Source organism: Pseudooceanicola sp. NS-SX8 (assembly GCF_057380755.1).
In genome coordinates this window covers 4,364,817-4,378,178 of record NZ_CM170819.1, presented here as the reverse complement: position 1 = coordinate 4,378,178, position 13,362 = coordinate 4,364,817, and the positions used below count along the sequence as shown (strand labels likewise).

The 13,362-nt window shown below is 68.6% G+C and carries 13 protein-coding genes; 6 read left to right on the top strand and 7 right to left on the bottom strand.

What is annotated here, in order from left to right; genetic code table 11:
• Positions 1–67 precede the first annotated feature (67 nt).
• A complete protein-coding gene (locus tag AC2IR1_RS20080) occupies positions 68–607 on the top strand; it encodes a F0F1 ATP synthase subunit B' (protein ID WP_486473751.1) in 540 nt (179 codons plus the stop codon).
• 5 nt (positions 608–612) lie between these two features.
• Entirely contained in the window at positions 613–1,173 is a 561-nt protein-coding gene (locus AC2IR1_RS20075) for a F0F1 ATP synthase subunit B (protein WP_486473750.1), read from the top strand.
• 202 nt (positions 1,174–1,375) lie between these two features.
• Here the strand turns inward: AC2IR1_RS20075 and AC2IR1_RS20070 are convergent, their stop codons facing one another.
• The gene (locus AC2IR1_RS20070; protein WP_486473749.1) at positions 1,376–2,146 is read right to left on the bottom strand and encodes a FadR/GntR family transcriptional regulator; all 771 of its coding nucleotides are present in this window, start codon (positions 2,144–2,146) and stop codon (positions 1,376–1,378) included.
• A gap of 135 nt (positions 2,147–2,281) precedes the next feature.
• Here AC2IR1_RS20070 and AC2IR1_RS20065 point away from each other — a divergent pair, with 135 nt between their 5' ends.
• Entirely contained in the window at positions 2,282–2,698 is a 417-nt protein-coding gene (locus AC2IR1_RS20065) for a hypothetical protein (protein ID WP_486473748.1), read from the top strand.
• A gap of 13 nt (positions 2,699–2,711) precedes the next feature.
• Here AC2IR1_RS20065 and AC2IR1_RS20060 read toward each other — a convergent pair whose 3' ends face one another.
• Both AC2IR1_RS20060 and AC2IR1_RS20055 read right to left on the bottom strand, forming a co-directional pair.
• Entirely contained in the window at positions 2,712–3,194 is a 483-nt protein-coding gene (locus AC2IR1_RS20060; RefSeq protein ID WP_486473747.1) for a GNAT family N-acetyltransferase, read from the bottom strand.
• A 22-nt stretch (positions 3,195–3,216) separates the two neighbouring features.
• A complete protein-coding gene (locus AC2IR1_RS20055; protein WP_486473746.1) occupies positions 3,217–3,687 on the bottom strand; it encodes a GNAT family N-acetyltransferase in 471 nt (156 codons plus the stop codon).
• Positions 3,688–3,960: 273 nt separating this feature from the next.
• Here AC2IR1_RS20055 and smc point away from each other — a divergent pair, with 273 nt between their 5' ends.
• Positions 3,961–7,416 carry a chromosome segregation protein SMC gene (smc, locus tag AC2IR1_RS20050; protein WP_486473745.1) on the top strand — a complete coding sequence of 1,152 codons (3,456 nt, stop codon included), beginning with the start codon at positions 3,961–3,963 and terminating at the stop codon, positions 7,414–7,416.
• A gap of 342 nt (positions 7,417–7,758) precedes the next feature.
• Here smc and AC2IR1_RS20045 read toward each other — a convergent pair whose 3' ends face one another.
• The 3 genes from AC2IR1_RS20045 to AC2IR1_RS20035 form a co-directional block, all read right to left on the bottom strand.
• Entirely contained in the window at positions 7,759–8,928 is a 1,170-nt protein-coding gene (locus AC2IR1_RS20045) for a lytic murein transglycosylase (protein WP_486473744.1), read from the bottom strand.
• A gap of 65 nt (positions 8,929–8,993) precedes the next feature.
• Complete coding sequence (gene cbiB / locus AC2IR1_RS20040; RefSeq protein ID WP_486473743.1) at positions 8,994–9,917, bottom strand: adenosylcobinamide-phosphate synthase CbiB; 924 nt, start codon at positions 9,915–9,917, stop codon at positions 8,994–8,996.
• A complete protein-coding gene (locus AC2IR1_RS20035) occupies positions 9,914–10,855 on the bottom strand; it encodes a threonine-phosphate decarboxylase (RefSeq protein WP_486473742.1) in 942 nt (313 codons plus the stop codon). The genes cbiB and AC2IR1_RS20035 overlap by 4 nt, the downstream gene beginning before the upstream one ends.
• Positions 10,856–11,175: 320 nt before the next feature.
• On the opposite strand from AC2IR1_RS20035, the gene AC2IR1_RS20030 reads away from it, so the two are divergent.
• Entirely contained in the window at positions 11,176–11,676 is a 501-nt protein-coding gene (locus AC2IR1_RS20030) for a hypothetical protein (protein WP_486473741.1), read from the top strand.
• A 45-nt stretch (positions 11,677–11,721) separates the two neighbouring features.
• Here the strand turns inward: AC2IR1_RS20030 and AC2IR1_RS20025 are convergent, their stop codons facing one another.
• The gene (locus AC2IR1_RS20025; RefSeq protein WP_486473740.1) at positions 11,722–12,696 is read right to left on the bottom strand and encodes a glutathione S-transferase family protein; all 975 of its coding nucleotides are present in this window, start codon (positions 12,694–12,696) and stop codon (positions 11,722–11,724) included.
• A gap of 268 nt (positions 12,697–12,964) precedes the next feature.
• Here AC2IR1_RS20025 and AC2IR1_RS20020 point away from each other — a divergent pair, with 268 nt between their 5' ends.
• Complete coding sequence (locus AC2IR1_RS20020) at positions 12,965–13,213, top strand: DUF6732 family protein (RefSeq protein WP_486473739.1); 249 nt, start codon at positions 12,965–12,967, stop codon at positions 13,211–13,213.
• Positions 13,214–13,362: the final 149 nt, after the last annotated feature.

Below are 13,362 nucleotides of genomic sequence, written 5' to 3'. Positions count from 1 at the left end.
CGGGTGGGCCCCTGTGGTCCACCCGTGGTAACTTGACTAAAGATCCAGTTCCCGGGAGTTCGCAGAGATGGCGACCGAAACGCACGAAGCCGCAGGTCACGCTGCTGAAGCAGGCTCTGCCGGCATGCCGCAGCTCGACTTTTCGACCTGGGGCAACCAGATTTTCTGGCTGATCGTCACGCTGGTCGTGATCTACCTGATCCTGTCCAAGGTTGCGCTGCCCCGCGTGGGCGCCGTCCTGGCCGACCGGGCGGGGACGATCGCCAATGACATCGCCGCAGCGGAAGAGCTGAAGGAGAAGGCCAAGGCAGCGGAAGCCGCCTACGACAAGGCCCTCGCCGACGCCCGCGCCGAGGCATCCCGCATCGTCGAGGCCACCCGTGCCGAGATCGGCGCGGAGCTGAAGGCGGCCACCGCCAAGGCCGATGAACAGATTGCCGCCAAGGCCGCCGAAAGCGCCAAGGTTCTCGAAGAGATCCGCGCAGGTGCCCTGGCCGCGGCCGAGACCGTCGCCAAGGACACCACCGCGGAAGTCGTGGCTGCCCTGGGCTTCACCGCCCCCGAGGCAGACGTGGACGCCGCCGTGTCCAGCCGGCTGAAAGGATGAGGACCATGAAGAAACTCGCCCTGACCGCCGCCCTGGCCCTGACGGCATCGCCCGCCTTTGCCGCGACCGGCCCGTTCTTCTCTCTCGGCAACACGAACTTCATCGTGCTGATCGCCTTCGTGGTGTTCATCGCCGTGCTGGTCTACTTCAAGGTGCCCGGCCTGATCGGCGGCATGCTGGACAAGCGCGCCGAAGGCATCAAGGGCGAGCTGGAAGAGGCCAAGGCCCTGCGTGAAGACGCTCAGACCCTGCTGGCCTCCTACGAGCGCAAGCAGAAGGAAGTGCAGGCCCAGGCAGATCGCATCGTCGAAGGCGCCAAGTCCGAGGCCGCCGCGGCCGCGGAACAGGCCAAGCTGGACCTGGCGAAGACGATCGAGCGTCGCCTTGCCGCCGCCGAGGAGCAGATCGCCTCTGCCGAGAAGGCCGCCGTGAAGGAAGTTCGCGACCGTGCCGTCTCCGTGGCGATTGCCGCTTCGAAGGAGATCATCGCCAAGCAGATGACCGAGGCCAAGGCCGCCGGTCTGCTGGACAGCTCCATCGACGAGGTGAAGGCGCGCCTGAACTGAGCCGCCCCGCCTGAAAGTCTATGTCAAACCCCGGCCCTGGTTGGTGCCGGGGTTTTTCTTTGGGTGCACCGGTGACATGCTGCGCCACGGTCCCTCCCATTTTTTGGCCTGAAATATCCTGGGGGGAGTCTCCGGCACGGAGACGGGGGGCAAGGCCCCCCTTCCGGTCGCAACGGCCACCAAGGGCCCCGGATCCCAGCCGTCAGTCGCGCGAAAGCTCCCGGTCGAGCCGCATCCGTGCCACCTCTTCCCGCCGTCCGGCATCCAGGTGCGCCTGGTAGGCGGCACGTACGAAGTCGAGGTGCGCTTCGATCGCGGCGCGGGCGCCCTGGGGGTCGCGCTGCTGCAGGGCGGTGTTGATCGCGCGGTGCTGGTCCAGCAGGAGGTCGGCCGATCCCTTGGCGTCGAACATGATGTCGCGGTTGTAGAACACGCCGGACCGCAGCAGGTCGAGCATGGAGCGCATCATGTGCAGCAGGACGATGTTGTGGCTCGCCTCCAGGATCGACATGTGGAAACCGGCGTCGAGGCGGGCTTCTTCCGCCGCATCGGTCTTGCCGTGGGCGGCCTCCATCTTCCGGAACATGGTGTCGACCAGTTCGAGATCGGCATCGGTGCCGTCGCAGGCGGCGCGTTCGGCGGCCTGTCCCTCCAGGTCGCGGCGGAAGGAGATGTAGTCGAGCACCGCTTCGCCGTGGCGCTGGAAGAGCGCGACGAGCGCAGGCGAGAAGGCCGCGCCCAGCACATCGGCGACATAGACCCCTGATCCGGCCCGGGCTTCCAGCAGGTGACGGCCCTGGAGGTCGGCCAGGGCTTCGCGCAGCGAGGGGCGGGAGACCTCCATCCGTTCGGCGAGTTCGCGTTCCGCCGGGAGGCGTTCGCCCGGGCGCAGGATGCCGCGCAGGATCAGCAGTTCGATCTGGCGCACCACGGCGTCGGCGCGTTTCTCGGCTGGGATAGGCTGGAAGGGCATGGGTACTCGACTGGCTGGATGATTGGTCAGAAAATATGACCGCCCGCGATCCGGCGCAAGTGTGGTGGCGGGCGGGGCGGTGGAGGGCGGGGCGGTGTTAGCATTTGGTTAACCACCGCTTTGGCAGGGTAGGCCATGCGTGCACTGTCTTGCCTGATCCTGCTGGCGGCGATGGCGGGTTGCGGCCAGCCTGATCCGCACTTCCGCGATGTGCCGGCGGTGCGGGTCGTGTTGCAGGGCGATACCTTCGACGTGCGGGTGCTGGGGCGGCTGGCAGAAGCGGTACGGCGGAACCCGCGCTATGCGCCGCGGATGGGGCCGGTGGGACTGCGCGCGGCGCTGGCGATGCAGGTCGTTTCCGGTTGCCGGGTGAAGGAGATCCGGGGCGATGCCGCGATGGTCCTGGGGATCCTCGACTGTGGCGGGGGTGGGCGCGGCGGCCGTCCTGAGGATCGTCGAAAGCTGCCGCCGGAAGATTGCGAGATCCTGGAACGCTGGCGCCAGATGGGCGGGCAGGAAGAAGCGCTGGTGCTGGATTGCACGCGGGTATGAGGTCCGCCGTCGATCAGCCCGCCGCGACTGCGCGCGAGAAGGTGAGGGAGGTCGGCGCATCGAAGCCCGGGTGCGCGGTGCGGCCGACTTCGGAGAAGCCGAGGTTGAGGAAGGTGGCGTGGTTTTCCACCAGTTCCACCCGGGTCTGCAGGCGCAGGTCCGGCAGGCCAAGCTGCGCGGCACGGTCCAGTGCGTGGTCGATCATCCGCCGCGCCAGCCCCTGCCCGCGATAGACGGGCGAGACGGCGAGCTTGCCCAGGTAGAGGTGCCCCGGTTTGACGCTCAGCAGCATGCAGGCGGCGGGCGCGCTGTCGGGGGGCAGGATCCAGAGCTCGTTCCGGGCGGCCTCCTCGGCCAGGGTCGCGATGGTCATGCGGTGCAGCGACGAGGGCGGGTCGATCCGCCCGTCCATGTAGGCGAAACTTTCGAGCAGGAGCGCATGCACCGGGTGCATGTCCGCATCGGGGGAGAGACGCTGGGGGGCGGATGGAACCAAGAGGCGCGCTTTCTGCAGGCGGTCAGGCCGCGGTTTCGGGGGCGAGCGACTTGGTCATGAAGACCGAAACGCCATTGTCGTCGTAGTCACCGAAGACACCGCAGCGGGTGAAGCCGTTCGCCTCGTAGAGGCGGCAGGCGGCAGCGAGGAGGTCGCCGGTTTCCAGCTTCAGCTCCGTCAGGCCTTCGGCCCGGGCGGTCTCTTCGATGTGGTGCAGCAGGGCGGTGCCCACGCCGCGGCCACGGGCCGCCTCGGTCACGTAGAAACTTTTGACCTCGCCGTAGGTTCCCTTGATCTGCAGCGCGCCGCAGCCCAGCACCTCTGGCCCGTCGGAGGCGGTGAAGAAACGGACGGAGGGGGCGCAGAGCGCCTCATGCGAGAGAAAGTTGTTCTCTTCGGGATTGTAGAGCGTCTTCATCAGCGTCTGGGAGGCATCGAGCAGGGCCGATGCCTCGGGCGAGAGGGGATTGGCGGGGGAGATCGTCAGGGGCATGTCGGCAGGTCCGTTTCGGCGGGAAGGGGGCGGGCGTGTCGCGCCACAGGCAATTCTGGCGGTGCGGCGGCGCAGGTCAAGCAGGATCGGCGGCTGGCTCCCGGCGGAAGGGCGCCGAGGACAGGGTGGATACGTTGAGTTCCGCAATATCTTGTGGAAAACCCCAGGTTGCATCCCCAGATGATGCGGGCGCGCCGTTGACTCGGATCGCTGGGCTTCGCACCATGCTGACCTGACGCGGAATCACTGCAAAACAAGCTGAGGCGAGGCGATTTGCATTTCTCCAGACTGAGACTGACCGGCTTCAAGAGCTTCGTGGACCCGACGGACCTGATCATCAATTCGGGTCTGACCGGTGTCGTGGGGCCGAACGGCTGCGGCAAGTCGAACCTGCTGGAGGCGCTCCGCTGGGTCATGGGGGAAAACCGTCCGACCGCGATGCGCGGCGGTGGCATGGAAGACGTGATCTTTGCCGGTGCGGCGACACGGCCGGCCCGGAACTACGCCGAGGTGAGCCTGCATATCGACAACCAGGAGCGGCTGGCGCCTGCGGGGTTCAACGACGAGGACCAGATCGAGATCGTCCGGCGGATCACCCGGGACGTGGGATCGGCCTACAAGGCGAACAGCAAGGACGTGCGGGCGCGCGACGTGCAGATGCTTTTCGCCGATGCCTCCACCGGGGCGCATTCCCCGGCGCTGGTGCGTCAGGGGCAGATTTCGGAACTGATCAACGCCAAGCCGAAGAACCGGCGGCGGATCCTGGAAGAGGCGGCGGGGATTTCCGGCCTCTACCAGCGGCGCCACGAGGCCGAGCTGAAGCTGAAGGGGGCGGAACAGAACCTGACCCGGGTCGATGACGTGATCGACCAGCTGGCGACGCAGCTTGCCTCGCTCGACCGGCAGGCGCGGCAGGCGGCGCGGTATCGTGCCATTGGTTCGGAGCTGCGGCAGGCGGAGGGCATGCTGCTTTACCGGCGCTGGCTGGAAGCTGAGCTGGCGCGCAACGAGGCGCTGGCGCTGCTGCGCGAACGCGCGACCGGGACGAGCCAGGCGGAGCGCGCGGCGCGGGCCGCCGAGGCCGAGCGGGTGAAGCTGGAAGAGGGCCTGCCGCCCAAGCGCGAGGAGGAGGCCATTGCCGCCGCCGTGCTGCAGCGGCTGACGGTGCAGCGCGATGCCCTGGGCGAGCAGAAGGAGCGCGCTCTGCAGACCATCCTGACGCTGCGCAACCGGATCGAGCAGCTGATGCGCGACCGGGAGCGCGAGGCGGGCCTGAACAAGGACGCAGGCGAGACGATCGAGCGGCTGGAGTGGGAACAGCGCGAGCTGGTGAAGGCCAATGAAGGCCATGACGAGCGCCTGGCCGAAGCCGCGGAGCTGGCGACCGAGGCGGCCTCTGTCCTGTCGGACCGGGAGGCGGATCTGTCGACCCTGACCGAAGATGTGGCGCGGTTGGCGGCCCGTCACCAGTCGGCGCATCGTCTGCTGGAAGACAGCCGCAAGACCCAGGCGCGCAGCGAGGCCGAGGCCGGACGCGCCCGGGAGGCCGTGGCCGAGGCACGCGGCAAGACCGCTGCGGCGGTGGAGGCCTTCGAGGCGGCCGAGGAGGGCGAGGAGATCGCCCGTGGTGCCGTGGAGGCCGCCGAGGAAGCCCTGGCCGAGGCCGAGGCCGCCCGGGCCGAGGCGCAGTCGGGCGAGGCGGATGCGCGCGCGGCGCGGTCTTCGGCCGAGGGCGAGGTGAAGGCCCTGCAGGCGGAGGTCGGTGCGCTGGCCCGGCTGGTGAGCCGGGATGCGGGCGATGGCGATCAGTTGCTGGACGCGGTGCGGGTTGATCCGGGCTTCGAAAAGGCGCTTGGCGCGGCCCTGGCCGATGACCTGCGCGCGCCCGTGGTGGGCGGCGACATGGCCTCTGGCTGGGTCGAACTGCCGGGCTATGACGCGGCGCAGCCGCTGCCCGCGGGCGCCGAACCGCTGACGGCGAAGGTGCGCGTGCCGGGTGTGCTGGGCCGCCGGATGAGCCAGATCGGCGTCGTGGATGCGGCGCAGGGGGCGGCGCTGCAGGCGGGGCTGAAGCCCGGTCAGCGGCTGGTCAGCCGCGAGGGCGACCTCTGGCGGTGGGACGGTTTCCGGGCCGGGGCGGAAGATGCGCCTTCGGCCGCCGCGCTGCGGCTGGAACAGATGAACCGCCTGGACGAAATGCGCCGCGACCTGGAAGAGGCCGAGGAGCGCGCCGAGGGCGCCCGCGAAGCGCATGAGGCGCTGTCGGAACAGCTTTCGGCGCTGACGGCGGCCGACAAGGCCGCGCGCCAGGCCCGGGCCGAGGCGGACCGGCAACTGGCCGAGGCGAGCCGCGCGCTGAGCCGTGCGGAGAGCGAGAAGAGCTTGGCGGCGAGCCGGGTGGAGAACCTTTCGATGGCGGTGCAGCGCCACGAGGAAGAGGCGATGGAGGCCCGCGCCCGGGTCAAGGAGGCAGAGGCGGCGGTCGAGGACCTTGAAGATCTCGACGAGGCGCGCGCGGGGATCGAGCAGATCCGCATGGCGGTGGAATCGGCCCGGATGGCCATGATGTCCCGCCGGGCGGGCCACGACGAGATCCGCCGGGAAGGCGAGGCCCGCACGCGGCGGCGGCAGGAGGTCACCAAGGAGATCTCCGGCTGGCGTCACCGGCTGGAAAGCGCGGACCGGCGGATCGCCGAACTGGACGAGCGCCGCGCGGAAGCCGAGGAGCAGCTGGAGGAGGCCGCAGCCGAGCCCGAGGAGCTGGAGATCAAGCGCGAGGAGCTGACCGAGGCGATCGAGGAGGCCGAGGAACGGCGCACCATCGCGGCGGATGCCCTGGCCGAGGCCGAGGCCGCGCTGCGCGAGGCCGTGGCGCAGGAACGCGACGCGGAGCGGACCGCATCCGAGGCGCGCGAGTCCCGGGCCCGGGCCGAGGCGCGCGCCGAAAGCGCCGCCGAGGCCGTGACCCATGCCGCCGAACGCATTGCCGAGGCGATGGAAACCACGCCGAAGAAGCTTCTGGAAAGCCTGGAGACGGATGTCGAGTCGATGCCGCCCTCCGACCAGGTGGAGGCCGAGGTGAACCGGCTGAAGCGTCAGCGCGACGCGCTAGGCGCGGTGAACCTGCGGGCCGAGGAAGACGCGCGGGAAGTGCGGGAGGAGCATGGCTCCCTCGTGACCGAGAAGTCTGACCTGGAAGAGGCGATCCGCCAGCTGCGCAACGGCATCGCGGGCCTGAACCGGGAAGGCCGGGAGCGGCTGCTGACCGCCTTCGAACAGGTGAATGCGAACTTCTCCAACCTGTTCCGGCACCTTTTCAACGGCGGCGAGGCGAACCTGGTGCTGGTGGAAAGCGAAGACCCGCTGGACGCCGGGCTGGAGATCATGTGCCAGCCGCCGGGCAAGAAGCTGTCGACGCTGTCGCTTCTGTCGGGGGGCGAACAGACCCTGACGGCGATGGCGCTGATCTTCGCCGTCTTCATCGCCAACCCGGCGCCGATCTGCGTGCTGGACGAGGTCGACGCGCCGCTCGACGATGCCAACGTCACGCGCTTCTGCGACCTGCTGGACGAGATGTGCCGCCGGACCGAAACGCGCTTCCTGATCATCACCCACCACGCCGTGACCATGGCGCGGATGGACCGTCTCTTTGGCGTGACGATGCAGGAACAGGGCGTGAGCCAGCTCGTTTCCGTGGACCTGAAGAAGGCCGAGCAGCTGGTCGCGTGATGCGACCGTTTTGCCGGCCCATGGCCGGCAGCCTCCGGCGGGGATATTTGGGGCCAGAAAATGGATGGAGGCTGGCGCCCCAGATGAACCGGGGGCGGCTTCGGACCGAAGTGGCCTCCTTTCGCCACAGGGCGCCCGCGCCCGTCCAGCAGGCACGACGTTCGCCTTGCCGGGTGCATGCCCTCTCCCATTTTTTGGCCATAAATATCCCGGGGGAGTCGCGGCCTGCCGCGACGGGGGCAGAGCCCCCTCACCCCCGTGGCAGGGGATTGGCGCAGCAGGGACTTCGGCAGACTGTCGGGTTGTCGGGCAGAGACCGCGCAAAGACCGGGAAGAGCCCCGTCAGAGGCGGTTCAGCAGCGCGGGCGTTGGCCAGCCGTCCACCGGCAGACCCAGTTCGGCCTGTGCCTTGCGGACCGCGTCCCGGGTGCCGGCGCCGAGGATGCCGTCGATGTCCCCTACGTCATGCCCCATGGCGCCCAGTTTCTTCTGCAGCAGCTTCATCTGCGGCCCGTCGAGGCCCGGTTCGGGGTTGCCTGCGTCGAAGACCTGCGCGCCTTCCAGCCGGGTGGCGAAATAGGCCGCGGTGAGGACGTAGGTGAAGCTCTGGTTCCATTCGAAGAGGACGGAGAAGTTCGGGTAGGCCAGGAAGGCCGGGCCGAAGCGGCCCTGCGGCAGGATCAGGGAGGCGGGCAGGTCGGCCTGCCAGCGGCCCGAGCGGGGGGCCACGCCCATCTTCTGCCAGTCGGCGGGGGAAAGGCGAGTGGCGAGGCCGGCGCGGCTCCAGTCCATCTGGTCGGGGACCGTCACCTCCTGCAGCCAGGGCTGGTTCGGCGACCAGCCGAGCGAGCGCAGCATCTTTGCCCCCGACATCAGCGCATCGGGAGAGGATGTTTTCAGCAGGACATGTCCGTCGCCGTCGCCATCCACGCCGTTCTCGATGATATCGGCGGGCAGCATCTGCACCTGGCCGATTTCCCCCGCCCAGGCGCCAGTGGTGGTGGCCGGGTCGAAGTCGCCATGTTCGTAGAGTTCGAGCGCCGCGAAGACCTGGGGCCGGAACAGCTCTGGCCGGCGGCAGTCATGGGCGAGCGTGATCAACGCGTTGGCGGTATTGAAGTCGCCCTGGTAGCCGCCGTAGTCCGTCTCGAAGGCCCAGAAGGCCAGCAGGATGCCCCGGGGCACGCCCATTTCGCGTTCGATCCGGTCGAAGGTGGTGCCGTACTGGCGTTCTTTGGCCGCGCCGTTGTCGATCCGGTTCTGGGAGATCAGCCGGCGGGCGAAGGCGGTGAAGTCGAGCTGGAAGACCCCTTGGCGGCGGTCGGCGTCGATCACCTTCTGGTCGTAGCGGGCGGAGGCGAAGAAGCGCTGGACGGTCGCCGGGTCATGCCCGCGCTGCACGGCTTCCTGGCGCAGGCCGTCGACGAAGCCGGCGAAGGAACCGCCGCAGCTTTGGGCAAGGGCGGGCAGGGGGGCGAGGGCGAGCGCGAGCGGCAGGATGGCGCGGAACATGGGAACTCCTTCTGGTTCAGCGGCAACCTAGCAGGTGCAGGGAATCCGGCAATGGGCAGAAGGACCTATGCCAGAGGGGCCGTGATCAGGGAGGTCAGCATGGCAAGGGCCAGCAGCGCCGCCCAGAGACGCCAGAGCCAGGCGCAGCAGGCCTCGATTTCCGCCGCGCCGGGATGGCGGCGGCCTGCCGGGTGGACGAAGGGGTAGTCGCGCATCACCCCGTCGTAGGCGCGCGGACCCGACAGCGCGGTGTCGAGGGCGCGGGCCATGGCCGCCTCGGGCCAGCCGGCATTGGGGGAGCGGTGGCGCCGCGCCTCTGCCACGATGGCGCGCCGGTCGGCGAGGTGGCCGGAAAGCAGGGCAAGGAGCAGCGCGGTCAGGCGGGCGGGGATCAGGTTCAGCAGGTCGTCGCTGCGGGCGGCGGCCCAGCCGAAGGCCTGGTGACGCGGCGTGCGGTAGCCGATCATCGAGTCGGCGGTGTTGATCAGCTTGTAGATCAGGATGCCGGGCAGCCCGCCGACAAGCAGCCAGAAGGCAGGCGCCACCACCCCGTCGGAGGCGTTTTCCGCCCCGCTTTCGATGGCGGAGCGGGCCACGGCATCGGGGGTCATCGTGGCGGTGTCGCGGCTGACAATCATCGCGACGGCCCGGCGCCCCTCGGGCAGGGAGCGGCGCAGCCCGGTCGCCACGGCGCGGACGTGATCGACGAGGGAACGTTGCGCCAGCAGGATCGCTGCGACGATGACCTGCGGCAGCCAGCCGAAGGCCGCGATCAGCGTGCCCAAGCCCCAGCCGAGCAGCACCAGCCCCGCGACCAGCAGCAGGCCTTTCAGCCTGCGTGCCGTCCCGGTGTTGAAGCGGGTGTCGGCCCAGCCGATCAGACGCCCCGCCAGCACCGCCGGATGCGGCGCCCGGGACCAGAGCCAGCGGGGCTCCCCCAGAGCGGCATCCAGCAGCAGGGCCAGCGAAAGGATCAGCGCGGTGCTCATGCCAGGGCCGCTTCCAGGCGGTCCCAGCCGGAGGCAGGCGGCAGGCCCAGACGGATCCATCGGGTGGAATAGGGGAAGGTGCGCGACCAGATGTGGTGCCGTGCAAGGCGGGCTTGCAGGGCTGCGGCGCTGTCAGTCTCGTACAGGCGGAAGAGTGACGTGCCACCGGCGAGGCTGGCGCCCGCGCCCTGCATCAGCCCGTCGAGACGGGCAGCGTCACGGCTGAGGCGCAGGCGGGTTGTCCGGGCCCAGTCGGGATCCGACAGCGCCAGGGTGCCCGCCTTCAGCGCCGGACCGGAGACGGCCCAGGGGCCCAGCATCTCTTCCAGCCGCGCGAGCGGTTTCGCACTGCCGATGACGAAGCCCAGGCGCAGCCCGGCGAGGCCCCAGAACTTGCCGAAGCTTTTCAGCACCAGCAGGTCGAAGCGCGGGCAGAGCGGCACGTGGGAGCGTTCCGGCGCGATGTCGCAGAAGCTTTCGTCGATCACCGTCAGCCCGTGGGGCATCGGAGCCGGGTGGAAGGTGCCGGTGGGGTTGTTGGGGTGCACGAGGACTGTCGCGCGGGCCGGTGCCCCTTCGGTGACGTGCCAGCGGTGGCGGGCGAAGGCGGCGGCATGTTCGTTGTAGGTCGGCCCGGGGATATGCACGCGGGAGGGCGGTGCCAGGCGCGGGATCTGCGCGATGGCGGCAGAGGCACCGGGAACGGGCAGGATCGCCGCATCGTCGGGCACCGACCAGAAGCGGCGGGCGGCCTCGACCAGGGCGTTGCGCGCGGCGGCATCGGGCAGGGCTGCCCAGTCCGCGGGCGTGAAGGACGGCAGGGGGTAGGGATCCGGGTTGATGCCGGTTGAGAGGTCCATCCAGCCGGCCCGGTCGCCGCCGTAGGTGGCACAGGCCGCATCGAGATCTCCGCCATGGTCGCGGGGCATGTCGTTCATGCCGCAGGGATCGTGCTGCGCGGCGTTTGGGAGTTCGGTCGGTGCGGCATGGTCACGTCCTTTGGTACCTGGTCCCGGACGTTTCACCACAGCCGTGGCGAAATGCAAATGCCCTGCAGGATTGGCCCATGATCCGCAGCCAGTCGTGCCCGCCGGGTGCCGCAACCATGGACCCGCAATCGCGCGCCCCAACCATTAACCAACGTCTGCAAATATTAACTATTCGTTAGGTATTGAGGCGGATGATGCCAATGAGCATCTGCCTGGCCCGTGGCAGATAGACCAAGGCACCTGGGACGGGCGGACAAGAAGGCCTGAACATGGGCGAGCTTCTGGACATGATCGGCAAATCGCCGCACCCGAGAGAGGTGATGGACAGCTGGGCGAAGGGTCGTATCCACGCGCTGATCGTGGAGAGCGAGCCGAACCTTGGCTGGATGTGGAAACGGCATCTGGACCGGATGGGAATGCAGACTTGTCTCGCCCACGGCCAGGAGGCGGCCATCGCCTTCCTGCAGCGTCTGCCCTTCGAGGTGATCGTGATGGACCTGGTTCTGGAAACGGGGTCGGCCCTGGCCATTGCCGATTTCGCCAGTTACCGCCAGCCGGCAGCCAAGGTGATCTTCGTGACCAATACCAGGTTCTTTTCCGACGGGTCGATCTTTCGCCACGCGGCCAATGCCTGCGCCCTGATGCACAGCGATGCCCCGGCAGAGGATCTTGCCGCGATGGTCGAGCATTTCGGCAGCGCGCCGCGCCCCGACGGCGATGATGCCTGGTCGGGGTGGGACCGTCCCGGGGCGGAACGCTCCGGCGGTTGAAGCGCGCGCGCCGGTGGTAGGGACGATCCGGGATGGGGCGCGGGGTCAGCCGCGCCCGTGCGGTGCCATCAGGTCCAGGGTGGGCGTGATCGGCACGATGCGGTGCGGATTGATCGTGTCGTGGCTGTAGTAATAGTGCTGCGTGATATGGCCGAAGTGGACCGTCTCCGCCACGCCGGGCACCTGGTAGAGCTCCCGCACGTAGGCCCAGATGGCGGGGTAATCCACGATCCGCTTCAGGTTGCACTTGAAGTGGGTGTGATAGACCTTGTCGAACCGGATCAGCGTGGTGAACAGGCGCCAGTCGGCCTCTGTCATCCGGTCGCCCAGCAGGTAGCGGTTTTCCGACAGGATGCTTTCGATCCAGTCCAGGCTGTCGAAGAGCGGCCGCACGGCTTCGTCGTAGGCGTCCTGGGTCGTGGCGAAACCGGCCTTGTAGACCCCGTTGTTCACGGTGTCGTAGATCCGCGCGTTGATCGATTCGATCGGTTCGCGCATCTCTTCCGGCCAGTAGTCATCGCTGTTGCCGGTCAGCCCGTCGAAGGCCGAGTTGAACATGCGGATGATTTCTGCGCTTTCGTTGGACACGATGGTGCCGGTCTGCTTGTCCCACAGGACGGGCACCGTCACCCGTGTGGTCACCTGGGGATCGGCCTTCAGGTAGATGTCGCGCATGAAGGGCAGCCCGAAGAGGGTGTCGCCGGTGGCGCCATCGAAATCGGTGCGGAACTCCCACCCGTCGGAGAGCATTTCCGGATGCACGACCGAGACGTCGATGTGCGGGGCAAGGCCCTTCAGCTGACGGAAGATCAGCGTGCGATGCGCCCAGGGGCAGGCATAGGAGACGTAGAGGTGGTAGCGACCGCTTTCGGCCTTGAACCCGCCGGTGCCCGTGGGGCCGGCGCTGCCGTCCGCCGTCACCCAGTTGCGGAACTGGGCTTCGGTGCGCACGAACTTTCCGCCCGTGCTCTTGGTGTCATACCACTTGTCACTCCATTTGCCGTCGACGAGCAGACCCATGCTGGGTTCCTTTCCTGGCTGTATCCGGTCAACGCATGCGTCGCGCTTTCAGTTCAGCTAGTCTGTGCGCCCGCTTCTGAGAACCGCGATGACCGCGCAACTTTCGTGCAACCCTGCACAGCGCGCCCTGTTTGCGCCCGCTTGGCACGGGCCGGGGGGCTGCGACGCGGTGGGGTGATTGCCTGTGGGGGGCGGCCTGCGTTAACAGGGGGAGGGTCCGGTCGGTGCCTCTGCACCGCCCCGGATCCGAGACCGAAAGGAGCCGCCGATGACCCGCCTTGCCCCCCTTCGCCTGCTGGCCGCCACTGCAACGGTGGCCGCGCTGCTGCCGCTGCCCGCGGCGGCACATCCCGGGCATCTGGCGGATGTGGCAGGCCATGATCACTGGCTTGGCGCCGCAGCCCTTGGTGCCGCCATTGCCATCGGGCTGTGGAAGGGGCTGCGCGACAGGGCGCGGGCCGGAAAGGCGACCGAAGAGGCCGCCGACGAGGGTGGCGAGGAGCTGCAGGAAGCCTGACCAGGCTGCCTGATCGGGAAACCGACGCGGAAGCCCGATCGTCAACCTTGACCTTGAAGACACAACCCCAAGGGGATTTTCCCGCACCCTCCTGCGGTCGGGGGAGAATCGTGCTTAACTTGCCGTGAACTATTTTCGGTCCAATTGTG